At 54.9% G+C, this 24822-nt stretch carries 22 protein-coding genes and 1 other RNA gene; 18 read left to right on the plus strand and 5 right to left on the minus strand.

Annotation, left to right across the window (positions count from 1 at the left end):
• Window position 1: 1 nt before the first annotated feature.
• From Q8A57_RS00100 to Q8A57_RS00140, 9 genes are all read left to right on the plus strand, one after another.
• Window positions 2-334, plus strand: a complete 333-nt coding sequence (locus Q8A57_RS00100) for an EF-hand domain-containing protein (protein ID WP_305168885.1) — start codon at window positions 2-4, stop codon at window positions 332-334.
• A 332-nt stretch (window positions 335-666) separates the two neighbouring features.
• On the plus strand, window positions 667-1905 hold the full coding sequence (locus Q8A57_RS00105; protein WP_305168886.1) for an alginate export family protein: 1239 nt from the start codon (window positions 667-669) through the stop codon (window positions 1903-1905).
• Window positions 1906-1959: 54 nt separating this feature from the next.
• Window positions 1960-2658 (plus strand): ANTAR domain-containing response regulator, encoded by a 699-nt coding sequence (locus Q8A57_RS00110; protein ID WP_305168887.1) that lies wholly within the window; start codon window positions 1960-1962, stop codon window positions 2656-2658.
• Window positions 2645-3844: a CmpA/NrtA family ABC transporter substrate-binding protein gene (locus Q8A57_RS00115; RefSeq protein WP_305168888.1), complete on the plus strand. Its 1200-nt coding sequence runs from the start codon at window positions 2645-2647 to the stop codon at window positions 3842-3844. The genes Q8A57_RS00110 and Q8A57_RS00115 overlap by 14 nt, the downstream gene beginning before the upstream one ends.
• 366 nt (window positions 3845-4210) lie before the next feature.
• On the plus strand, window positions 4211-5509 hold the full coding sequence (locus tag Q8A57_RS00120) for a CmpA/NrtA family ABC transporter substrate-binding protein (RefSeq protein ID WP_305169696.1): 1299 nt from the start codon (window positions 4211-4213) through the stop codon (window positions 5507-5509).
• A gap of 167 nt (window positions 5510-5676) precedes the next feature.
• Window positions 5677-6594, plus strand: a complete 918-nt coding sequence (locus Q8A57_RS00125) for an ABC transporter permease (RefSeq protein ID WP_305169697.1) — start codon at window positions 5677-5679, stop codon at window positions 6592-6594.
• A 29-nt stretch (window positions 6595-6623) separates the two neighbouring features.
• On the plus strand, window positions 6624-7508 hold the full coding sequence (locus Q8A57_RS00130) for an ABC transporter ATP-binding protein (protein ID WP_305168889.1): 885 nt from the start codon (window positions 6624-6626) through the stop codon (window positions 7506-7508).
• 2 nt (window positions 7509-7510) lie between these two features.
• A complete protein-coding gene (locus Q8A57_RS00135) occupies window positions 7511-8704 on the plus strand; it encodes an NAD(P)/FAD-dependent oxidoreductase (RefSeq protein ID WP_305168890.1) in 1194 nt (397 codons plus the stop codon).
• An 84-nt stretch (window positions 8705-8788) separates the two neighbouring features.
• Window positions 8789-11443, plus strand: a complete 2655-nt coding sequence (locus Q8A57_RS00140; protein ID WP_305168891.1) for a nitrate reductase — start codon at window positions 8789-8791, stop codon at window positions 11441-11443.
• A 278-nt stretch (window positions 11444-11721) separates the two neighbouring features.
• Here the strand turns inward: Q8A57_RS00140 and ffs are convergent.
• Window positions 11722-11818, minus strand: an RNA gene (gene ffs, locus Q8A57_RS00145) — signal recognition particle sRNA small type.
• Window positions 11819-11977: 159 nt separating this feature from the next.
• On the opposite strand from ffs, the gene Q8A57_RS00150 reads away from it, so the two are divergent.
• The 5 genes from Q8A57_RS00150 (at window position 11978) to Q8A57_RS00170 (ending at window position 18124) form a co-directional block, all read left to right on the plus strand.
• A complete protein-coding gene (locus tag Q8A57_RS00150; RefSeq protein WP_305168892.1) occupies window positions 11978-13678 on the plus strand; it encodes a peptide ABC transporter substrate-binding protein in 1701 nt (566 codons plus the stop codon).
• Entirely contained in the window at window positions 13678-14613 is a 936-nt protein-coding gene (locus Q8A57_RS00155; RefSeq protein WP_305168893.1) for an ABC transporter permease, read from the plus strand. Before Q8A57_RS00150 ends, Q8A57_RS00155 begins: the two co-directional genes overlap by 1 nt.
• 143 nt (window positions 14614-14756) lie before the next feature.
• Complete coding sequence (locus tag Q8A57_RS00160) at window positions 14757-15647, plus strand: ABC transporter permease (protein WP_439651634.1); 891 nt, start codon at window positions 14757-14759, stop codon at window positions 15645-15647.
• 106 nt (window positions 15648-15753) lie between these two features.
• A complete protein-coding gene (locus Q8A57_RS00165; RefSeq protein ID WP_305168895.1) occupies window positions 15754-16434 on the plus strand; it encodes a hypothetical protein in 681 nt (226 codons plus the stop codon).
• Window positions 16435-16492: 58 nt separating this feature from the next.
• A complete protein-coding gene (locus Q8A57_RS00170; protein WP_305168896.1) occupies window positions 16493-18124 on the plus strand; it encodes an ABC transporter ATP-binding protein in 1632 nt (543 codons plus the stop codon).
• A gap of 24 nt (window positions 18125-18148) precedes the next feature.
• Here the strand turns inward: Q8A57_RS00170 and Q8A57_RS00175 are convergent, their stop codons facing one another.
• From Q8A57_RS00175 to Q8A57_RS00185, 3 genes are all read right to left on the minus strand, one after another.
• On the minus strand, window positions 18149-18868 hold the full coding sequence (locus Q8A57_RS00175) for an SIMPL domain-containing protein (protein ID WP_305168897.1): 720 nt from the start codon (window positions 18866-18868) through the stop codon (window positions 18149-18151).
• A gap of 63 nt (window positions 18869-18931) precedes the next feature.
• Window positions 18932-19825 (minus strand): DMT family transporter, encoded by an 894-nt coding sequence (locus Q8A57_RS00180; RefSeq protein ID WP_305168898.1) that lies wholly within the window; start codon window positions 19823-19825, stop codon window positions 18932-18934.
• A 33-nt stretch (window positions 19826-19858) separates the two neighbouring features.
• Window positions 19859-21130, minus strand: a complete 1272-nt coding sequence (locus Q8A57_RS00185) for an MFS transporter (protein WP_305168899.1) — start codon at window positions 21128-21130, stop codon at window positions 19859-19861.
• A gap of 144 nt (window positions 21131-21274) precedes the next feature.
• Here Q8A57_RS00185 and Q8A57_RS00190 point away from each other — a divergent pair, with 144 nt between their 5' ends.
• From Q8A57_RS00190 to Q8A57_RS00200, 3 genes are all read left to right on the plus strand, one after another.
• A complete protein-coding gene (locus Q8A57_RS00190; protein ID WP_305168900.1) occupies window positions 21275-22111 on the plus strand; it encodes a sulfurtransferase in 837 nt (278 codons plus the stop codon).
• Window positions 22111-22842 carry a sulfite exporter TauE/SafE family protein gene (locus Q8A57_RS00195; protein WP_305168901.1) on the plus strand — a complete coding sequence of 244 codons (732 nt, stop codon included), beginning with the start codon at window positions 22111-22113 and terminating at the stop codon, window positions 22840-22842. The genes Q8A57_RS00190 and Q8A57_RS00195 overlap by 1 nt, the downstream gene beginning before the upstream one ends.
• A 92-nt stretch (window positions 22843-22934) precedes the next feature.
• Window positions 22935-23384, plus strand: a complete 450-nt coding sequence (locus Q8A57_RS00200) for a ferritin-like domain-containing protein (RefSeq protein WP_305168902.1) — start codon at window positions 22935-22937, stop codon at window positions 23382-23384.
• A gap of 35 nt (window positions 23385-23419) precedes the next feature.
• On the opposite strand, the gene msrA is transcribed toward Q8A57_RS00200, so the two are convergent.
• Entirely contained in the window at window positions 23420-24055 is a 636-nt protein-coding gene (msrA, locus tag Q8A57_RS00205; protein WP_305168903.1) for a peptide-methionine (S)-S-oxide reductase MsrA, read from the minus strand.
• A 92-nt stretch (window positions 24056-24147) separates the two neighbouring features.
• Between msrA and Q8A57_RS00210 the strand changes: the two genes are divergently transcribed.
• Entirely contained in the window at window positions 24148-24822 is a 675-nt protein-coding gene (locus Q8A57_RS00210; protein WP_305168904.1) for a glutathione S-transferase family protein, read from the plus strand.

Here is a 24822-nt window from a genome sequence, read left to right on the forward strand (position 1 = left end):
TATGCGCAAATACCTGTTATTTACCCTGTGCGCCCTGCTCGCTTCCTATACTGCTCTCGCCGAGTCGCCATCCCAACCGAAGGCCAAAGGCGAACACCACCGGGGCCATTTCATGTTTGATCGTATGGATACGGATAACGATGGCAACATCACTATGGAAGAGCATGAACAGGGGCTGGAACGGATGCTGGCGAAACGTCGCGCCCACTTTGCCACGATGGATAAAGATGGCAATGGCCTGGTAAGCAAAGCGGAAGCCATGGCCGCAAAGGCTGAAATGAAAGAGCGGGTCCAGGAAAAACGCCAGCAAAAAGAGAACTGCCCCAATCAGTAACCCAATGACCAACGGCATACCTTTGCGGTATGTCGTTGTTACTTTTTTTATTGCGCAAACGAAAAAAAGTTACTGACTCAACTCTATTATTTCGTGCCCTAAAATAATTCTTTAACTGTTTTTTGCGCACTATTCTAAGTCAATTCCGAAAACTTTTGACCCCAAAAAAACAATTAAACTTTTAATAATCAAAAGGTTATTGATTTGGCACATTTTGTGCTATTTGGGAATTGACATTGTATTCTGTTGGGCAACGAAGCCCGCACGCCTCCATCCGGCGTGCGGGCTTTTTGTTTTTTTAGTTTGGGGATTTTTTAACTCGAGGACTTGTTATGAAGCAGCAATTTTTAAAATATTCTGCATTGGCTGTTTTGCTGGGCGCGCATCCTTTTGTAGCTGCGACCGCGGATGAAGCGACAAGCTTTACCGAAATGTTTACCAAAGGCGATGCGAAGTTTAGCTTCCGCTATCGCTATGAGTATGTAGATCAAGATAACCCGCAAGAGATTGCCAAGGCATCGACTTTGAAATCCAGGGTCACCCTGTCTACTGCTGCTTATGAAGGTTTTTCCGCTCTTCTCGAGGTGGATGACGTCAGCCAGATTGGCAATGAGCGATATGGCACACCATCCAATGGCAAAGGTGGTCAGTACTCGATTGTCGCTGACCCTGATGGGACCACCATCAACCAGGCTTTGCTGAAATACACCAACAAGTACTTCACCGGCACCGCTGGTCGCCAGCGTATTCTGCACTCCGGACAACGTTTTGTCGGCGGCGTTGGCTGGCGCCAGAATGAGCAGACCTACGACTCATTCCGCGTCGAGCTGCCAATTGGGCCAGTTAACGTAGACTACAGCTATATCTGGGACGTAGACCGCATCTTTGGTCCAGACACCAACGGACACGCCCAACCTCGCCGTTTTGATTCAGACTCACATGCTTTATACGTTTCTTATTCACCCGCAGAAGGGCATAAGCTGGGGGCATACGCCTACCTCCTCGACTTTGATAACGCCCACTCTATGGAAACTATAGATAACGCGCTTTCATCGCAAACCTATGGTGTGGAATATAGCGGTAAATTTGGCCCAATCACGGTTGCCGCTGCGGCAGCATCTCAAACCGACTATGGTGACAACGCGGTTGACTACGACACCGAATACTACATGTTAGAACTCGGCACCACCGTCAAGGGTGTAGGGCTGGGCGTGGGCTACGAAGAGCTGGGCAGTGATGACGGCGTCAAGGGTTTTGTCACCCCGCTTGCCACTCTTCACAAGTTCCAGGGCTGGGCAGATATGTTCCTGGCTACCCCTGCCGGTGGTATTGAAGACATGTACTTCAAGGTTACAGGTAAAGTGGCCGGCGTTGCATTGGCAGCCTTCTATCACGATTTTGAGGCAGATGAGAGCGGCCCCAACGACGACTACGGTGAAGAATTTGATGCCGTGGCCACCTATGCGGTTAACAAAAACCTTTCCGTCCAACTCAAATATGCTAACTACAACGCTGATCAGCTATTTGTTGATACAGAGAAAGTCTGGTTCAGCGTTATGCTGAACTTCTGATCGGCTGTCAGTCTGAGCAGTATGCCGCACTGGAGCATGACCCAGGGTCGGAGTATGATTTACGATCCTGGGTTATCTCTGTGTAGTTATGTTTCCCATGTCAAATTCCTTTTACAGCTGGCGTACCTGATCATGACGACCAGCAAAGACCCCATTCGTATCATGCTGGTGGACGATCATCCCGAACGTTCTGCCAGTGTTGAAGAAAAACTCAAAGCCTCGGGTTTTGAGGTGATCTCACGCTTACCTTCCGCTGCCGGCCTGTTGTTTCAGATTGAACAATTACAGCCTGATCTTGTATTGATTGATCTGCAGTCCCCCGGTCGGGACGTGCTGGAAAGCCTCTCCGTAGTGAACAGTTACAACCCCAAGCCGGTAGTCATGTTTTCCAGTGAAGACGACCCGGATTTTATCGAGGAAGCGGTGGATGCCGGGGTAACCGCCTACATGATGGAAGAGCTCAATCCACAACGGGTCAAACCCGTGATTGACCTGGCCATCGCTCAGTTCAAATCCTATCAGTCCCTGCGCCAAGCCCTGGACGACGCAAGGACCAAGTTGGCAAGCCACTCCGTTATTGAAGAGGCCAAACAACTTCTGATGGCCCAGCACGGCATCAACGAAGACAAAGCCCATAAGACCTTGCGCACCCTGTCGATGGATTCAAATATGAGTCTTCCCGAAGCAGCGCGCTCGGTGATAAAAATTCTCGGGGGAACCCGTGGCAAGGGTAAGGACAATGCAGAAGATTAATCCCAAATCGCTTCCGGTGGCGGAAAAACAGCATCTGAACCTGGGTTATATGCGGCTCAGTGACAGCGCACCGCTGATAGTAGCTCAGGAACTCGGCCTCTTTGCCAAATACGGTCTTGATGTCACCCTGCACCGCGAGGTTTCCTGGGCAAACATCCGTGACAAGCTTATCGCCCGAACTTTTGACGCTGCACAGATGCTGGCGCCAATGCCTTTGGTTATTACTCTGGGCGCCACCGGCATCCGTGCGCCCATTGTAACCGGGCTGGTGCTGTCCCTGAACGGTAATGGCATTACTCTGGCTCCCCCACTCTGGGAGCGCATGAACGAGCTGTCTGACCAACCCCTGCAAACCCGTGATGCACAGGCCACCGCCAGTGCATTTGCCATGGCGCAGCGTGAACGCGGTGAAAAACAGCCACTGACACTGGCCACGGTCCACCTGTTCTCCACCCATACGATCCAGCTGCGCATGTGGCTGAAGGCCGGAGGTCTGGACCCGGATCACGATGTACGCATTATTGTTCTACCGCCAGAACAGATGGTAGATAGCCTTGCACAGGGCGTTATCGATGGTTTCTGTGTCGGCGAACCCTGGAACAGCATTGCCGTCGCCTATGGTGTTGGCGTACTCAGCAGCACCGGCTTTGATGTCTGGAACAATGCACCAGAAAAAGTCCTGGGCGTGCTGGAAGACTGGCACACCCACAATCCCGGCACACACCTCCGACTCCGGCTTGCCCTGATGGAGGCATGTCAATGGCTGGCTGACATGAACAATCGGGAGCCGATTATCGAGCTGCTTTCCCGGCCGGAATATCTGGACCTGCCAGCTCATTACCTGCGCCCATCCCTGACCGGCCATATCCCCCAGGACCGCACAGATACACCACGGCAGCAACAGAACTTTCATGTATTTTCACGCTATAACGCCGGTTTCCCTTGGCGTTCACAGGCCGAGCTGATTCTGCATCAATGCGAGCCCATGTTGGGCAAGATCTTTGATGCCAACCGTATCGCCTCCATCACACAACAGTGCTTCCGTACTGACCTTTACCGCGAATCAGCACGCCTGCTGGATATGCCGGCACCGGATAAAGACTACAAATCTGAAGGCACCCATGATCAACCCTATTTCTTCAGCGAGGGAATCGAGGTTGGCAGCGACCTGATGCTCTCGTCCTGACAATCACCCCTCGCTGTCGCACCACCTTGGTGCGCGACGCGCACATACTATGCACTGCTCCATGGCAATTTTGAGCGAATAACTCTCGACCCGGCCCGAAGCCCTTTATTTTCGGTGCACCGTTAATTGGCATGTTATTTGTATAATTAAAAGACAACAGAGCAACGTCATCGTCGTGTTAGCTGTCAAAGCTGACTTTACGGGTAAAGAAGCCCCCTACACACTGTAGGTGGGCTTTTTTTATGCATCATGGTTAACAAAGAGGAAGCAGTTCTTATGAAAGTCGACAAGGGATACTCTACCGGCCGTAAAAAGCCATCACTTGTGAAACATTTATTGGCGATCTGCGGTATAGCGGCTGCCGCCATGACACATGCCGAGGTTGGCGAACCCGAAAAGGATGAGCTGAGATTCGGGTTTATCAAACTGACCGATATGGCACCCATCGCCGTAGCCTATGAAAAAGGCTACTTTGAAGATGAAGGCCTATACGTCACTGTCGAGGCCCAGGCCAACTGGAAAGTTCTACTGGACGGTGTCATTGACGGCAAGCTCGATGGCGCACACATGCTGGCTGGCCAGCCCCTGGCTGCCACCATTGGTTTCGGTACCGAAGCCCATATCGTGACCCCCTTCAGCATGGACCTGAACGGTAACGGCATCACCGTCTCCAATGAAATCTGGGAAATGATGAAAGAACACATTCCCATGGAAGGTGGAAAACCTGTTCACCCAATCAAGGCCGACTATCTGAAACCCGTCGTCGACAAATTCCGCTCTGAGGGCAAGCCCTTCAAGATGGGTATGGTATTCCCTGTTTCCACACACAACTATGAACTGCGTTACTGGCTGGCAGCAGGCGGTATTCACCCGGGCTACTACGCACCGCACAAGGGTCATACCAGCGGCCTGATCGATGCCGAAGCACAGCTTTCTGTAACGCCCCCACCCCAAATGCCCGCCACACTTGAAGCCGGTACCATCTACGGTTACTGCGTGGGTGAACCCTGGAACCAGCAGGCAGTGTTTAAGGGTATAGGTGTTCCCGTGATTACCGACTACGAAATCTGGAAAAACAACCCGGAAAAAGTATTCGGCATGACCAAGGGGTTCACCGAAAAATACCCGAATACCACCATTCGCGTGGTTAAGGCACTGCTGCGTGCCGCCAAGTGGCTCGATGAGAACAACAACGCCAACCGTCCGGAAGCCGTAAAAATTCTCTCACAGCCTGAATATGTAGGCGGCGACTACGACGTCATCGCCAACAGCATGACCGGCACCTTCGAATACGAAAAAGGTGACAAGCGTGAAGTCCCCGATTTCAACGTGTTCTTCCGTTACTTTGCCACCTACCCCTACTACTCGGATGCCGTCTGGTACCTGACGCAAATGCGTCGCTGGGGTCAGATCTCCGAGAAAAAATCCGATGACTGGTATTTTGAAACGGCGAAAAAAGTCTATCGCCCCGACATTTACGCCACTGCAGCGAAAGAATTGATCGCTGACGGCATCATGGATGCGTCGGACTTCCCCGACTTCACCTCCGAGAGCGGCTTCCGCCCACCACAAACCGAGTTCCTCGATGATGTGACCTACGACGGAAAGCAACCCAATGCTTATCTGGAAAAACTGACCATCGGCTTAAAAGACGAAACCCTGTAATGGCGTAATAGTTGCAGGATATCCATTAAAGCCATACATCCGGCAGGGAAACCTGCCGGATACAACACCCCAGGATTAATGTCATGACTGAAATAGCGGCCATATTCAGAAATGAACAAGGGAGTTTTTCAATCTCTCCAGGCAAACTGCTACTTCTACTTCGCCACATGGGAAAATCCCTCATTCTTCCCTTGGCTGGTATCGTTATCTTTCTCATGCTGTGGCAAGGCGTTGCCAACAGCATCATCACCTCGCTGGGACACTTTCCCGGCCCGGTCCAGGTTTGGGAGCAATCCAAAAACCTCGTGGATGAACACAATCGCGCCCGTCAGAAAGAAGCTGATTTCTACAAACGTCAGGAAGAACGCAATGCCAAAAAGCTGGCAAAAAACCCCGATGCAGAAGTAAAAATCCGTGACTACCCCGGAAAAGCGACCTTCTTCGACCAGATCATCACCAGCCTTTATACCGTCTCGTTCGGCTTTTTTATCGCATCCATCATTGCGATTCCCCTAGGTATCGTTTGCGGTCTCAGCGAAAAGGTCTACCAAGCGGTAAACCCGATTATCCAGACATTCAAACCAGTCTCACCACTGGCCTGGCTGCCATTAGTCACTATGGTGGTATCGGCCCTCTACGTGACAGAAGAGCCCATGTTTGAAAAGGCTTTCCTGACCTCTGCCTTTACCGTAACCCTGTGCTGTCTGTGGCCCACCGTGATCAACACCACCGTTGGTGTTACCAGTATCGACCGCGATCTGGTGAATGTCAGCCGGGTATTACAGTTACCGCCATTGGTGCATGTGCGCACCATTGTGATCCCTTCCGCCATTCCAATGATTTTCACCGGCCTGAGGTTATCCCTGGCCACCGGCTGGATGGTGCTGATTGCCGCCGAAATGCTGGCGCAAAACCCGGGATTGGGAAAATTTATCTGGGATGAATTCCAGAACGGTTCTTCGGAATCACTGGGTCGCATCATGGTGGCCGTACTCACCATCGGCCTTATCGGTTTTATTCTTGACCGCCTGATGCTGGCAATTCAGCGCCGCATTAGCTGGGACAAACAAGCCATTCTTCGTTAACCCCAAGGCATTTCGTCAAGGAGCAGGTAATGAAAAACAGTTATCTTGAAATCAGCCATGTGGGCATTGAATTCCCCACCGATGACAAACCGTTCAGAGCGTTGCAGGGAGTTGATCTCAGCATTGACCAAGGTGAATTTATTTCCCTGATCGGGCACTCCGGCTGTGGCAAATCAACCGTCTTGAACATAGTCGCCGGACTTTACGAAGCAACCGAAGGCGGCGTCATTCTCGAAGGCAAGGAAGTGGACAAACCCGGTCCCGACCGCGCCGTGGTTTTCCAGAACCACGCTTTACTGCCCTGGCTCAGCGTTTACCAGAATGTTGAGCTGGCGGTAAAACGGGTGTTCAGGAAAACCAAAACCAAGGCAGAAATGCACGACTGGATTGAACACAACCTCCAGCTGGTGCACATGGAGCACGCCATGCACAAATTGCCGGGAGAAATCTCCGGTGGCATGAAACAACGTGTCGGTATTGCCCGCTGCCTGGCCATGCAACCCAAGGTTCTTCTTATGGACGAACCCTTTGGCGCGCTGGATGCCCTGACCCGTGCGCACCTGCAGGATTCACTCATGGAAATCCAGTCCCGACTGGGCAACACCGTGATCATGATCACCCACGATGTGGACGAGGCGGTATTGCTCTCTGACCGCATCGTCATGATGACCAACGGCCCCGCCGCCACCATCGGTGAAATTCTCGACGTCAAACTGGCGCGTCCCAGAGATCGCCTGGCACTGGCAGAAGACGCTGAATTTATTCATTACCGGCAACAGGTGCTGCGCTTCCTGTACGAAAAACAGAAAAACCCTGCGGTCAAAACCGAGGAAAAATCTGCAGAGGCGGCACCGGCAACCCCTGAAGCCGCCACCGATGCGCACAATGACAGCGAGAAACCCGAGGCTGCCTGAACATGACACATCGCCTCGCCATCATTGGCACCGGTATGGCCGGTGCCCGGATAGTTGAAGCCCTGATTAACGAAGGTTACCAGGGTGACATCACCATGCTGGGCGAGGAGCGCATTAAACCCTACAACCGTATTCAGTTATCCACTGTGCTCGCCGGAGACAAAGCTATCGATGGCCTGCCCCTGCTGGATGACAACTGGTATCAGTTACACAACATACAGCTGCGCAGCGGTGATCCGGTCATGCGTCTGGACGGCGAAAGCCGGACGATAACCACCGCGTCCGGCTGGCAGCAAACCTTCGACAGCATTGTCATTGCCACCGGCTCACGCCCCTTTATCCCACACATTCCCGGCAACAATCTGCCCGGGGTCATGGCCTTCCGCACCCTGGACGATATCGCCATCATGCAGAGCTTTGCCGAACAGGGGGAGAAGGTTCTGGTGGTCGGGGGCGGCCTGTTGGGCCTTGAAGCAGCCTATGGCCTGAACAAACTCGGACTGGATGTCACGGTGCTACACCACAGCGATACCCTGATGAACCGGCAGCTGGACCAACACTCCGCCAACATGCTTAAAGCAAGTATGGAAGGCAGCGGCGTAAATATTTTGACCAATGCCAGAACGGCAACCGTGACCGGCACCGAGCAGGTCACCGGCATTACTCTGGAAGATGGCCGCCACCTCGAAGCCGAACTGGTGGTGTTTGCCGCCGGGATCACACCCAATGTGGAAGTCTTTCAAAGCAGCGGCATGGCCATAAAACATGGCATTGTTGTTGATGACCAGATGCGCACCAGTCTTCCCAATATCTATGCGCTCGGCGAATGCGCCGAACACAACGGCGTCACCGTCGGCATTGTTGCCCCCATCTGGGACCAGGCCAAGGTCCTCACCGAAACACTGCTCGGCAGGTCCGCCCGATACGAGCCCCGGGAACACTCCACGCAATTGAAGGTGTCGGGAATTGATGTGTTTTCAGCTGGCAACCTCACCGCAGGTGAAGACAGTCGCGATATTGTTATCAATGATCCCAAGGCCGGAATTTATCGGCGTCTGGTCATTCGAGATAACCGGCTGCAGGCCGCCTTGCTGTTTGGCGACAAAAGCCTTTGCAGCGATTACGAAGCCCTTATTTCCTCCCACAAGACACTGGGAGACCACGAACAACAATTAATGTTTACCGCGCCCCCTTGAACAGTCGCGCGAGTATTTACCATAACAACGTTTCACCAGACCGGACTGTGAATGGCCCTGTCTGTAAGACATCGATGGAATGACATGACCGAGCGAACAAACACAAAGGATACAACCTGCCCCTACTGTGGTGTTGGCTGTGGTGTGTCCGCCAAGGTGCGTGATGATCAGATTATCGCCGTGTCCGGCTCAGAAACCCATCCGGCCAACCTTGGTGCTCTCTGTGTCAAAGGCTCTGCCCTGCACGAAACCATGGGCAGCCATGGACGCCTGTTACACCCGAGTATTAACGGACAACAGACAGACTGGGAGACTGCCCTCGATACGGTGGCAGATCGCCTGAGGACCATACGGGAAACCCACGGCCCTGAAGCCATCGCCTTCTACCTGTCCGGGCAACTGCTTACCGAAGACTATTACGTCGCCAACAAACTGGCCAAGGGCTTTATCGGCACCGGACATGTCGATACCAATTCCCGGCTCTGTATGTCGTCGGCAGTGGCCAGCTACAAACGCGCCTTTGGCGGCGATGCCGTACCCTGCAGCTATGAAGACCTGGAAAGCTGCGATCTGCTGGTACTGGTCGGCTCTAATGCCGCCTGGACTCACCCGGTGCTGTATCGTCGCATGGTGGCAGCCAAAAACAACAACCCCGATATGCGGGTGGTGGTGATTGATCCCCGCCGAACCGCCACCTGCGACATTGCAGACGTACACCTCGCCATCACACCTGGTTCTGACAGTTTCCTGTTTATGGGCTTGCTTGCCTGGCTGCACCAGCACAGAGCCACCGACCTCGATTACATAGAAGCCCACACCGAGGGTTTTGCCGAAACACTGGCTATCGCGCAGCAATATTCCATGGATGAAATTGCTTCCCGGGCGGGTCTAGAACAGGACACCCTGACAACGTTCTACCAATGGTTTGCCGATACGGAGAAAACCATCACCTTCTACTCCCAGGGCATCAACCAGTCCTCTTCGGGCACGGATAAGGGCAACGCCATCATCAACTGCCACCTGGCAACCGGTCGAATCGGCAAAGTAGGTGCGGGCCCCTTCTCTATCACCGGACAGCCTAATGCCATGGGCGGTCGCGAAGTGGGTGGCCTAGCCAATCAGCTGGCCGCACATATGGATTACACGCCGGAGGCTTTAGAGACGGTCGCCGCGTTCTGGCAAACCGACAACCTGTGTCAGCAGCCGGGGCTGAAAGCCGTGGATCTGTTTGATGCCGTGGCTGAAGGTAAAATCAAGGCTATCTGGATCATGGGCACCAACCCGGTGGTGAGCCTGCCCAACGCGGACAAGGTCAAGGCGGCACTGCAGGCTTGCGACACGGTGATCGTCTCGGACTGTATTGCCGAAACCGACACCACCGCCACGGCCAACATTCTGCTGCCGGCCACCAGCTGGGGCGAAAAATCCGGCACGGTGACCAACTCGGAACGGCGAATATCACGCCAACGCTCCCTCACAACGCCACCGGGAGAAGCCCGTCACGACTGGTGGATACTCACCCTGGTAGCGCACAAACTCGGCTTTACCCACGCCTTCGCTTATGAATCCCCCCGGGATGTATTTGTCGAGCACGCAGCTCTCAGTGGTTTCCGCAACGGGGGCAAGCGGGCCTTCGATATCAGCGCCTTGAGTACCCTCACCCAGCAACAATACGATGATCTGAAACCCGTGCAATGGCCCGTGAATGCCACCAATCCTGAGGGCACCAAGCGCCTGTTCGGTGATGGTCGCTTCGTCACGTCCAGCGGCAGAGCGCAATTTATCCCGTTGCAGCCACAGGGCCCGCGGCAGGAGCCATCCGCCACCTATCCACTCATTCTCAACACCGGTCGCATTCGCGACCAGTGGCACACCATGACCCGAACCGGACGTTCCCAACGGCTGCTCAATCACATTGATGCGCCGTTTGTACTGATCAACCCCAGCACCGCTGCTGATAACAACCTGGCCGAAGGTGACCTGGCTGAAATTTCCACCCGCTACGGTTGCATACAGGTACAGGTCACCCTGGATGAAGGCTTGGCAGAACGTCAAATCTTCGTGCCCATTCACTGGAACGATCAGTACGCCAGCAGAGCCCGGGTCGACAGCCTGGTGGCACCGCTAACCGACCCGGTATCGGGCCAGCCTGAATTCAAATACAACCCGGCTGCCATTAAAAAAGTGGAAACACCACAGTGGGCTGCGCTGATTTGCGCCGAGCCCCTGGATTGCAGCGATTTCATCTACTGGAGCATGGCCCCCGTGGCCGACGGCCAGGGCTACTGCTACCGAGTCGCCACGGCAGAAAATTTTGACTGGCAGAGCTACCTGAACCGGGTTCAGGAAAGCGACGGATGCGCCCACTACAGCGATCCGGCAATGGGAGATGAACGCTTTATCTGTTACCGGCAATCGCAATTGACCCTGGGTATTTTCACCCACAGGGATCAGAAAGCCTTGCCTTCCCCCGACTGGTTAAAAGACATCATCAACAAACCCATTGAAGGCTCACCCTGGCTACTTTTAGCAGGCCGGGACATGGCCAAGAGTGATAAGGGCAGACTGATCTGCTCCTGTTTCGAAGTGGGTGAAAAACAGATTATTCAAGCCATCGTCGATGGCGCCTGCTCGGTAAAACATCTGGGCGAACAACTGAAATGCGGCACCAACTGCGGCTCCTGTCTACCGGAACTTAACCACTTGGTAAACCAGACCCTGAAAATCGACGCCGCATAACAGTCTTTTGAACGATGCAGAAGCCACACAGATAGTTTTTCAATGGGCTTCGCGACAACAGGGTTAAAGAACAAGAACCTGTGGCACTTGTCGTACCCAAGTGCAACCTGGCCATGGCCGCTTCTCCCTATGGTCAGGTTGCACGAGGGTTTTTTTGTGCATTTCTGAGTCCGCTCACGCAGCCCCGAACAAACAAGTTTACTCGGCATAAGCACAGCCGATGGCATACAAGCGCGCGTATCACTCAGGGGAAAAAGGGTTGGGAATCTGGTGGCTTCCCCTGCCAGCCACACCCCGGCACACGATGTCACTGCTACCGTTGCTCCCTTCCGGGCCTGGCGGGGTTCGCAGCTGATCGTTGCGAGGGGACCAACAGGGGTCACCATAAAGAATGGCTTTAACAGCCGTGCTGGTCTAACCAGCGAGGGTGGGCATTATGGTCGCTTCAATGATGCATTTCAACCGCAATCCGGGCTAGTATCAGGTGCTGTCCTTCCCTAACATAGGGAGCTTCTTTACTAAACTGGCCCGTGCATGATCGCGACTTTTAACGCCACTGTGAAAGCCTCTGTGAAAGCCACTACGAAAGCCACTGGCAAAGCAATTGGGAATGCCGTCACCCTCGCCCTGCTCTGTTGCCTGTTGTTGGCCTGCAGCGGTGGAGAAAGCAATGTCGCCACCGGCAACCGGGAGGGCATCTTACATCTGGGCAACGGCACCGATCCCCAGGAGCTGGACCCCCACATCGTCACCGGCATCCCCGAACACAATATTCTCACTGCCCTGCTGGAAGGGCTGGTCGCTAAAGACCCCGCCACACTGGAACCCATCCCCGCTGTCGCCGAACGTTGGGACGTGAGTGAGGACGGCAAAAACTACCGCTTCCACCTGCGCCACAATGCCCGCTGGTCCAACGGCGACCCGTTGACCGCCAATGACTTTGCCTGGTCCTGGTGGCGAGCCCTGCAACCGGCGCTGGGCAACCAGTACGCCTACATGCTGTTTGCCATTAAGGGCGCCGAGGCCTACTACAAGGGCGAACTGACAGACTTCGACCAGGTGGGCGTGAAAATCATTGATGACTACACCCTGGATGTCACCCTGACCAACCCCACGCCCTATTTCCTGCAACTGCTGGATCACTACAGTTACTACCCGGTACACCGCGCCACCATCGAAAAATTTGGCGCCCCCGACGAGCGCGGCAGCCAGTGGACCCGCCCCGGCAACTTTGTCGGCAACGGCCCCTACAATCTCAGTGAATGGCGGCTATTCAAACGGGTGGTTGTGAGCAAAAACCCCTATTACTGGGATGCCGACACCGTCAGCATCAACGCCATCCACTTTCACCCCACGGAAAACGTCACCACCGAAGAGCGCATGTTCCGCTCCGGGCAGTTGCACCGTACCGGCAGCATCCCCATCGACAAAGTGGCCACCTACCGCAAAAATCACCCGGAACTGCTCTACACCCAGGCCTATCTGGGCAACTATTTCTACCGTTTTAACACCAAGGTGCCACAACTCAGCGACAAGCGTGTGCGCCAGGCCCTGGCCATGACCATCGACCGCGATGCCATCGTTAAACAGGTCACCAAGGGCGATGAGCTGCCCGCCTACACCTTCACCCCGCCGGACACCCTCGGCTATACCGCCCCGGATGCCTTCCGCTACGACCCGGAAAAAGCCCGGGAGCTAATGGCAGAAGCGGGCTATCCCGGTGGTGAGGGCTTCCCCGTTACCGAACTGCTCTACAACACCTCCGAGGGCCATCGCAAAATCGCCGTGGCCATCCAGCAAATGTGGAACAAGGAGCTGGGCATCAAGATCGTGCTCAACAACCAGGACTGGAAGGTTTATCTGAACTCCGTCGACACCGGCGACTACGCCATCGCACGGGCTGGCTGGATTGGCGACTACGTGGACCCCAACACCTTTCTCGATATGTGGCTCACCGATGGCGGCAATAACCGCACCGGCTGGTCCAACCCCCGCTACGACGAGCTGATCATCAAGCTGGCGCCCGAGGCCAGCGACCGCGAAGAACGCTATCGGCTGATGCGAGAAGCGGAAGCCCTGCTGTTAAAGGATATGCCGGTGATCCCCATTTACATCTACACCAGCAAGAGCCTGGTGCACCCCAGTCTCAAGGGCCTCAAACCCAACCTGCTGAATTACACCCTGTACAAACAACTGTCACTGGACGCCAGCGTCCCCGCCGAGGTCATGCACTGATGGGCCGCTTTATTCTCAGCCGTCTGTTACAGGCCATCCCGGTGCTGCTGGTGGTGATTACCGCCACCTTCTTTCTGGTGCGCACCGCCCCCGGTGGTCCGTTCAGCGCCGAAAAAGCTGTACCGCCGGAGGTGGTCAAGGCACTGGAGGCCCGCTACAAGCTGGACCAGCCCATGTGGCAGCAATACCTCAGCTACCTGGACGATCTGGTGCACGGGGAGTTTGGCCCCTCGTTCCGCTATCCCGGCCGCTCCGTCAATGAATTGATTCTCGGCGGCCTGCCCACCACCGCCGAACTGGCTTTCTACGCCATGCTGGTGGCGATCTTCATCGGTGTCTGCGCCGGGGTGATGGCAGCGCTAAAGCCCAACACGCCACAGGACTACGTCCCCATGTCCGCCGCCATGCTCGGTATCTGTATGCCGTCATTCCTGATGGGGCCGTTATTGGTACTGATCTTTGGCATCTGGTTTGAGTGGCTGCCGGTATCCGGCTGGGGCGACCTGCCCGGCGACAAAATTCTGCCCGCCATCACCCTCGGCACTGGCTATGCTGCGTACATTGCTCGCCTAAGTCGCGGCGGCATGCTGGAGGTGATGTCCCAGGACTACATTCGCACTGCCCGCGCCAAGGGCCTGCCGGAATGGGTGGTGGTGCTGAAACACGGCCTGCGCGGTGGACTGATTCCGGTGGTAGCGTTTCTCGGCCCCGCCTTCGCCGGGCTGTTGAGTGGCTCCTTCGTGGTGGAAACCATCTTCCAGATTCCCGGCCTCGGCCGCTTTTACGTACAGGCGGCGTTTAACCGCGACTACACCATGATTCTCGGCACCACGGTGTTCTTTGCCGCGCTGATCGTGCTGTTTAACCTGCTGTCAGACATCATCGCGGTGTGGATCAACCCGAAGTTGCGCCACCAGTTGCGGGAGGGCCGCTAAATGGCACCTCTAAAAATGCACTTTTTCCGCGATTACAGCGTCATCGCCGTGCTCGAAGCCTCATGTATGAGATATACACTTCAGTTCTCCGCGCGGCGCTTCCTTGTACTCACGAAAAAATCACTATTTTTAATGGCACCATGATGAGCGATTCAACGGTGATTACCGATCTGAATGAAGCCGAGGAAGGCACCTCCCTGTGGAAAGACGCCTGGATACGGCTGCGCAAGAATCACCTGGCACTGTTCGGCCTCGGCGTGATGCTGTTTCTCTGCACCATCGCCCTGCTGACCCCCTGGATCGCTCCCTATGGCTACGAAACCCAGAACCTGCAATTGGGCGCCGCGCCGCCTTCCTGGGAGCACTGGCTCGGCACCGACATCTTTGGCCGCGACATGCTCACCCGCATCATGTACGGCAGCCGGGTATCGCTGGCGGTGGGCTTTATCGCCACCGGTGTGGCGCTGCTGATCGGCGTGCTCTACGGCACCGTGGCCGGCTACGCCGGCGGCCGGGTGGACGCGGTGATGATGCGCCTCGTCGACATTCTCTACGCCCTGCCCTTTATGATCTTTATCGTGCTGCTGATGGTGGTGTTCGGCCGCAATATCCTGCTGCTGTTTCTGGCCATCGGCGCGGTGGAATGGCTGACCATGGCGCGCATCGTGCGCGGTCAGGTACAGTCCCTGCGCCGCCAGGAATTTGTCGAGGCGGCCATTTCACTGGGACTGTCCCGCTGGACCATTATCCGCCGCCACCTGATCCCCAACACCTTGGGGCCGGTAATCGTCTACACCACCCTCACCATCCCCAGCGTGATGCTGCTGGAGGCCTTTCTCAGCTTTCTGGGACTCGGCATCCAGCCGCCCCAGAGCTCCTGGGGACTGCTGATTTCCTACGGGGTGGAAACCATGGAGGAATACCCCTGGCTATTGATCTTCCCGGGGCTGGCCCTGTCCATCACATTATTTGCTCTGAATTTCCTCGGGGATGGTTTAAGGGATGCACTGGACCCCAAGGCTTCGAAGGATTGAGCAAATCAAATGGATTATTTATAAAAGCCAACCTCTGATTAGGAAATGGCTTATTCGCAAGATACAGATCTAGTTGCCCAATAAAATGGCCAGAAAGGATGCCAAAATGGAAAAAAATCGGACTTATAGAATCTTACTTGATGGTGAGTGGACTCTTGAAGATTTGACAAATTTTTCAAGAGTTTATTTTCAAAACTATTCGTTTCTCTACTGCCTTGAAACGGAAGCCGTCGGAGTTGCAGCTAGCAGAATAGAGTCTGTATTAAATCAATCCGAGCTAAGGGATGGTTTAAGTTACGTAAATATCTATGACAGATTTAGATCTTCAGTACCTAAGCAAGATCGGCCCGCAATAAAATCAATTCAATATGCTTCTCCAGGTTGGATAGACCTAGCCCTCAACCCTGAAGCTGCAGTCCAGTTCGCCAAGGTTATGGGTACGTTTCTAGCTTCTATAGCCGGCACTGCAGCTACGTATAAAAAATTACATGATATCTACTTAGATCTTGGCAGAAAAAGGAAGAAACAAAGGAATGAACTTCTCAAGCTTGAAGCTGAGGAAGCCATCATTGTGCAAAAGTTAAATAACGAACTAGCGAAGGGGTTAGGTTTTGAATCTCTCCCAGAGCTGGACAAACATACGAGAGACACAGAAGAAACTTCAAAATTACTGCTTGCTCACTATAGAAGAATGAAAAAAACTGCGGAATTCATCAAGAAAGGTAAGGCTAAGTTCCCTGAAAAGTTACACGAAACAACTGACGAGCAAAGTGAAGATGACTCCTAATCATAGTGTCACTTTGAGTATGTGCTAAAACGATCTCAAACTTCCCTTGGAAAACAAAATGCCTCTACTGACCGTCGACAACCTCACCACCCACTTCCATACCCGCGCCGGTGTGGTGAAGGCCGTGGACGGCGTCAGTTTTTCCGTGGATCAGGGGCAGACCCTGGCCATTGTCGGCGAGTCCGGTTCCGGCAAATCAGTGGCCTGTTACAGCCTGCTGAAGCTGATTCCGCAGCCGCCCGGCAAGATTGAGTCCGGCACGGCGCTGTTCGACGGCCGCGATCTGCTGAGCCTCAGCGAGAAGCAGCTGCGCAAGGTGCGCGGCAACGATATCGCCATTATTTTTCAGGACCCGATGACGTCCCTAAACCCTTACCTCACCGTGGGCGAACAGTTAATCGAACCCCTGCTCTACCACCGGGATATGGACCGCAAAAAAGCATTGCAGCGCGCGGTGGAAATACTCGGCGAAGTGGGCATTGTCGAGCCGGAGAAGCGCGTCGACAGTTACCCCCACGAATTTTCCGGCGGCATGCGCCAGCGGGTAATGATCGCCATGGCATTGATCGCCGAGCCGAAGCTGCTGATCTGCGACGAGCCAACCACGGCGCTGGATGTCACCATTCAGGCGCAAATTCTGAAACTGATTCGCGAGTTACAACAGCGCCGCAATATCGCGGTGATTTTCATCACCCACGATCTGGCGGTGGTGGCGGATATCGCCGACAGCGTGGCGGTGATGAAGGCAGGCAGGATTGTCGAACAGGGCTCGGTGGATGCCATCTTCAATCACACCCAACACGATTACACCAAAAAACTGCTGGCCTCCATTCCCAAGGGCGCCAAGCCCATCCCCGCCCGTATTGAAAACCAGCCACTGCTCAGTATTCACGGCCTCACCACCACCTTCCGGGATCACAGCGGCGGTTTCTGGCAAAAACAACCAAAGCTGGTGCGGGCGGTGGATGATGTCTCACTGGACATACAGCACGGGGAAATTCTCGGGCTGGTGGGGGAATCCGGCTCCGGCAAGTCCACTCTGGGCCGCTCCATTCTGGGACTGGTGCCCACCTCCGGTGGCAGCGTGGTGTTTGACAGCGTTGACCTGACAAAATTATCTGCCAAGCAGATGACGCCCATGCGCCGCCGCATGCAGATGATCTTCCAGGACCCCTACGCCTCCCTGAATCCACGTATGACGGTATTTGATACCCTGGCGGAACCGCTGCTCTACCACAAACTTGCCACTCGCAAGACGGTGACCAAGGAAGTGCTGGCACTGATGGACGATGTGGGGCTAGCCCGCGCCGCTATTCGCAAGTATCTCCACGAATTCTCCGGCGGCCAGCGCCAGCGCATTGCCGTGGGCCGCGCCATCGCCACCAAGCCGGAACTGGTGATCGCTGACGAGCCGGTATCAGCCCTGGACGTGACCATTCAGGCGCAGATACTAAAGCTGATTCTGGAGTTGGTGGACAAGCACAACCTGACCATGCTGTTTATTTCCCACGACCTGTCGGTGGTGCGCTATATGTCAGATCGCATCGCCGTAATGCACCACGGCAAGCTGGTGGAAACCGGGGAAACCGAACCCCTGTTCGCCCAACCCCACCACGACTACACCCGCCGCCTGCTCAGTGCGATTCCTCTATTAGATGGACCGACACCGGCACCGGCACCAGCCAACTGAACCCGTCGACATTCAATTCGCCTGTCAGTCGGCCAGGTAGTATTCAACCGTAGAAACCACCCGCACCTTCATACGGTGAGGGTTGTTGGCATCCCGGGGGCTGATACTGAACTGCCCCTGTGAAGCGCGCTTGATCTTACCCAGACGGCTCTCGGAATCCTCGGCAAATTTCTCCGCCACCTCACGGGCCTTGCGGGTCGCTTCCTCAATCATGTCCGGCTTGACCTCGTTGAGGCGGGTAAACAGGTATTGGGGCTGACTCTGGTAACTGTTGCCGGTGAGTACGATGCCCTGTTTGCCCAGTTGCGATAGCGAACCCATCACCCCGCGCACCTCGTCCACCCGCGGAGAATACACGGTGACGGTCTGCTGGGCGGTATAGCGAAACTGGGCGCGCACACCGTTATCGAAATCTCGGGCAGACTTGTCGGTAATGGCGGGCATGGAGGTGGAAATTTCATCGGCACTCAAACCCTGGGCCAGCAGGAACTGGCGTATCTTATCCGTGCCCTGGTCAATGCTGCCGTAGAGTTCTTCCAGGTTATTACTCGCCACCGCGAACTGGATAGGCCAGATCACCACGTCGGCGGGGTATTCCCGTTCCGAGAGGCCCTTCACATTCACCGTGCGCTCATATTCCTTGAAGCGGATGGTGGCATCCGCCAGTTGGTGTCCCAGCAGCGCCAGACCCAGCAGAATTCCCAGACTGAGAATGAGTGAGTTCATGCCGTTCTTACCCGACATCAGCAATCTCCTTTTCGATGTAAACGTGGCAGCAATGTTGAGACAGCAAAACCGCGGATTCGATCAATGACTGTCTTTATCCCGCTCTTTATCGCGAACGACAGCCAGCAACTCGCGCTGGTATCGGGGTCGGTAGACATTGATGAGGTTGCCCCCCAGCATCAACAGGGCTCCCGCCAGCAGCGCCATTTCAAACGGTTCCTGGTAAAACACAATGCCCACCAGACCGATCAACGGCAGGCGCAGAAAATCCAGAGTGACCACAATGCCCGCTTCAGCGCGTTTCATGGCATTGGTAATGCAGAAGTGCGCGCTCAGGGCAGTGACACCGACGATCACCAGCCAGAACCACAGCCGTGGTTCTTCGGGCAACTGCCAGTGGGGCAGCGCCAGCACCAGGCTGACCGGCATCTGCACCAGGCACATATAAAACAACACGGTGAGCGGATCTTCGGTATGAGCCAGGGACTTGGTACCCACGTAGGCACAGGAAAAGCTCAGCGCCGCCGCCAGCACGATAAGTGACGCAGGCTCGAGGATTTCCACGCCGGGCCTGAGAATGACCAGCACACCGGCCACGCCCAGCGCGATTGCCAGGGATTTTCGAATCGTAAGTCGCTCCCCGAGACAGAGCGCGGCAATCAGGGCGACCCAGAACGGCACGGTGAATTCCAGAGCAAACACCTCTGCCAGCGGCAACAGGCCAATGCCCACAAACCAGCCGTACTGACCGCCGAAGTGAAACAGGTTTCGAATAATGTGCATGCCGGGCCGGGAGGTAGCGAACAGCGAGCGACCACCTACCCTGGCAATAAGCGCCGAGATGATCAGCAGGCCAATCACACTGCGAATAAACAGCGTCTGGAAGGTATTGATCTCCCCGGCCAGCTCACGCGCGCCCACCGCCATCAGCGACAAGGACAGCAGCGCGCCGAGCATCCACAGCACTACACCCATGATATCCCCTTAAAAAAGGCCACCGGACCCGACTTATTCTGTTCGTGCCGAGTCTGGCGCCTCGGATGGGACCGTCTCGTCCTGTATATGCTCGTCCGGGTGCATTTCCAGTGCCGTGGGCGTGGTGCGAACCATGGCCACAAACTGGGTCGGATTTTCGGCCTCGTCTACCACTTTTACCGCCAGTTTGCGCCAGGTAAACAGCGCCAACGCCAGCAACATGGTGAAAAAATACAATGGCAGCGCCTGTGGCCCCAGCATCTCCATGAGAAAGCCCGCCAATGCAGGACCAATAGCGGCACCGGTACCATGTATTAATAACAGTGTGCTGCCGCCCGGCAGAATTTCATCCCCTTCCAGGTGATCCACAAGGTGAGCAACCGCCACGGGATAAATGGCAAAGGCCAGTCCGCCAAACAGTAGCCCCGCCACCAGCAGCCAGCCACCGGCAAAGGACATGGCCGCCAACAGCATCGCAGCCACGGCGCCCGCCGCACTGATCGCCAGTAATACCTTGCGCCGATCGTGACTGTCAGAATAACGCCCGAATGGATACTGGAAGACCGCACCACCCAGAATAGCTACCGTGATGAAGGTTGCCACACCCGTACTGTCCAGGCCGACACGACTGGCAAACACGGCACTCAAACCCCAGAACGCTCCCATCGCCAGGCCAGAAAAAATGCCCCCAGCCACCGCGACAGGCGCAAGTTGCCAGAGACGGGAAAGTTTCATGCGCGCAACATTGTTCACCTCTGGCTGCAGCATGCGTGTCCAGGTGACAGACGCCACGCTGGTACTGATAAAAATGGCCGCTAACGCGAACAGAAGGAACGAATCCGCACCGGCCAGCCTCAGAAACTGCTGGGTAGCGGCCAACGCCACCAGATTGACGATCATATACACGGCAAACACCTTGCCCCGCTGGGAAGCAGCGGTCTGGCCATTGAGCCAGCTCTCCACCACTGTGTAGAGAATCACCAGCGTCGTACCAGTTGCCACCCGCAGCAGAAACCACATGACCGGGTGGATGTATACCAGATGCAATAACGCAAAACAGGAGGTAAACGCCGCACAGAATGCAAAGGCGCGAATGTGGCCAATGCGCTTGATCAGGGGCAACGCCAAAAAGGTACCCACGATAAAACCGACAAAATAGCCGGACATGATCAAGCCCATCACGCTATCGCTGTAGCCTTCCAGCCCACCGCGCAACGCCAGCAAGGTATTCAACAGGCCGGTGCCAAGCAGCAGCAGACCAATACCGATTAACAGGGCACAAATAGGAACGATCAATGTCAGCATGAAAAATCCGTTAAAACACTCGAGAAAACACAGGGTATGGATGGCAGGCGTAACTTGCAAATTTCTGTGCGGGATAAATCACCTGTCACAGAAGACTGTTATATTTCCCCTATTGAGTGCTACCGGGATTTCCAGGAGTAAGGCATGACATACCCCCTTCTTAAGGCAGAAGATCTACAACCTCTACTTGAATCCGGGTCCGCGGTCATTTTTGATTGCCGGTTTTCTCTGGCGGATTTTACCCAGGGCAGGAACCAGTACCTGCAGGGCCATATTCCCGGTGCCTACCACCTTGATATGGAATCTGACCTTTCTGGCTCCAAGGGGAGCTACGGGGGTCGTCACCCGCTGCCTAACCCGGTGCTGTTCACTACCCGAATGCGTGAGTGTGGCGTTAATACCGATACCCTGGTGATTGCCTATGACGATAACCGCATGGCGGGAGCATCACGCCTTTGGTGGCTGATGAATTATTTTGGCCACAGCAGTGTTCAGGTGCTTAACGGTGGCATCAAGGCATGGGTTCAGCAAGGCGGAAATCTCAACACCGATATTCCTGAGACACAGCACGGCAATTTTTCCGCTTCGCCCAACCCGGCCATGGTAGCGGAAATGGAAGAGCTGAAACGAAATGGCGACAGGCTGACACTGATAGATGCACGGGAAAAAGCCCGCTACCTGGGCCAGGAAGAACCCATTGATCCGGTCGCCGGACATATTCCCGGGGCAATCAATATGCCGTGGCAGAGTCTCACCAGCGACCAGGGCCGTTTTCTCGCCCCGGAACAGCAACAGCAACAGTGGGCAACCCTCGGCCCGCTTGACAGCCCGGTGGTTTACTGTGGCTCCGGGGTCACCGCCTGTGTGGATTTGTTGTCCCTAACACTGACGGGGGTGCCCGATGCCCGCCTTTACAGCGGCAGCTGGAGCGACTGGTGCAGTTACCCGGATAACCCTGTTGCCACCGGACTGATTGCCTGATGGGAGTCACTTTCCTGGTCTTAGCGATCACGGGCTGTATGGCCTGGTTTATCAGTACCGTGGCCGCCGGTGGTGCTGCTCTACTGATGATTCCGGTGCTTACCTGGCTGGTGGGTCCACAAGTGGTTGCCCCTGCCATCAGTGTCGGCGCCTTTGTCGCCAACCCATCCAGAGTATGGCTGTTTCGCAAGGATGTGAACTGGCAGGTATGTGCCTGGCTGGTGCCAGGCAGTGTCTGCGGTGCCATTCTGGGCGCCTGGGCCTTCAGCCAGTTTCCGGTATTCTGGATTCAGCTGTTGCTGGGCAGCTTTCTGGTTTCCACGGTATTTCAGTTCCGTTTCGGTAAGTCCACCCGCTCTTTTCCCATGCGGCTTCGCTGGTTTTTCCCCCTGGGACTGGTTATTGCTGGATTGTCTGCTCTGGTTGGGGGAACCGGGCCGGTACAAAACCCGTTCATGCTCAATTACGGGCTAGAAAAAGAACAGCTCATCGCCACCAAGGCCATCAATTCGCTGGTGCTACAACTCACCAAACTGCTTGCTTACACCGGTTTCGGGGTGATGAGCCAGGAAATTCTCACACTTGGCCTGTGTCTAGGCCTTGGCGGTGCCGTGGGCGCGTTGCTTGCTCACCGCCACCTGCTGGCGATCAATGTTGCCCGTTTCCGGACCTATACCCTCATCCTGATGCCCCTGTGTGGTGTTCTGATGCTTGTCGAAGCCTTTACCTAGCAGCCTGTTGGCCGCGATTTGTTCCCTCTACTATCCTGAAAAGGAACCCTTGGCGCCCGTGTTCAAGGGCATGATAGAGAGGAGACATGGCCATGAAAAATCAGGAAAAGATTATTGCACTGCTCAACAACATTATGGAGTTCGAACTGGCTGGGGTGGTCCGTTACAACCACTATGCACTGATGGTGTTCGGCTACGGCCGTATTCCCATCGTCAGCTGGCTGCGCTCAGAGGCGAACAACAGTCTGACCCACGCGCAGGAAGCCGGTGAATTGATTACCGCAATGGGCGGGCACCCCTCGCTGGGTATCGGCCCCCTGCTGGAAACCCACAAACACGATATAGGCGATATTTTGCGGGAATCCCTGGATCACGAGGGCAAGGCCAGAAAACTGTATTACGAACTGCTCGATATGGTGAAGGATGACTCCGTACTACTGGAAGAGTATGCCCGCCGCATGATTGCCGCAGAGGAAATGCACGCGGCAGAAGTCGACAAGATGTTGCGCAAACCGGGGGATATTGAACCTTTTAAAAGCTGACGATAGCCAATGGGAATGGCGATTCAGTGGCCAAGTTACAGCTCACAGCTAACCCCGGTGCCGCGCAGACCGCAGTAGCCATTGGGGTTTCTGGCTAGGTATTGCTGGTGGTAATCCTCGGCATAGTAAAACTGATCCAGTAGTTTAACCTCCGTTGTTACAGCATCATATCCTTTATTAATCAGCAGGTTGTCATATTTATCTCTTGTTGATTCTACATTTTCAAGCTGCTCTGTATCGCTACAGTAGATCGCCGAACGGTACTGGGTGCCAACGTCGTTACCCTGGCGCATACCCTGAGTAGGATCGTGGGACTCCCAGAACACTTTCAGCAGAGTATCGAGGCTGACCTGCTGTGGCTGGTAAACCACCAGCACCACTTCGGTGTGGCCAGTAAGCCCTGTGCAGACTTCTTCGTAGGTGGGATTCTTGGTGTAGCCGCCGGCATACCCCGCGGCTGTAACAATCACACCCGACTGGGTCCAGAAACGCCGTTCTGCACCCCAGAAACAACCGAGCCCTAACACGAGCTGTTCGGAATCTTCAGGGAATGGCGGCATCATGCTGTGACCGTTAACCAGGTGACGGCCACTGATCTCGATAGCCTCATCCCGCCCCGGCAGAGCCAGTTCCGGTGTAATCATCTGGGTTTTCTGGGCATAGCCAAACATCGGGACTCTCCTATTCTTGACCGAACATTCTACTTGCCAACTGCAAGTCTCAACCCTACTCTTTGTTGACCACTATTGGGAGGTAATGTTTCGTGATTGATTTATATACAGCCGCCACACCCAACGGCCACAAGGTAAGCATTGCACTGGAGGAGCTCGATCTTCCTTACCAGATGCATCATCTCAGCCTCAGCGATAATGAACAAAAAGAACCCTGGTACGTGAAACTCAATCCCAACGGCAGAATTCCCACCATTGTCGACAGGGCAAATGATGATTTTGTCGTGTTTGAATCCGGCGCTATCCTGATTTACCTGGCGGAAAAAACCGGGCAATTACTCCCAAAAGACCCGAAAGAACGTTCCCGCGCCCTGCAATGGTTGATGTTCCAGATGGGCGGCATCGGACCGATGATGGGGCAAGCCAATGTCTGGTACCGCTACTGGGAAGAAACCTACCAACCGGCCATTGACCGCTACCAAAACGAGGTCAAACGACTTTTCGGCGTGATGAACGGTCATCTGGAAGGCCGTGAATACCTCACTAATGAGTTGAGTATTGCCGATATCGCCAACTGGGCCTGGGTACGTATCCATAACTGGTCCGGGGTGGATATTGAGCCTTTCCCCCATCTGCAGGCCTGGATTGAAAGACTGAACGAGCGACCCGCTTTCCAAAAAGGTATCAACATGCCAGCTGCCGACTATGAGCAGGACAACAAGGCGAAAAACTTTGTGAAAGGCGCGCGCAATATGCTCACCAAGTAG

The sequence above is a fragment of the Porticoccus litoralis genome (assembly GCF_030676955.1).
In the GTDB taxonomy this organism is placed as follows: Bacteria; Pseudomonadota; Gammaproteobacteria; order Pseudomonadales; family Porticoccaceae; genus Porticoccus; species Porticoccus litoralis.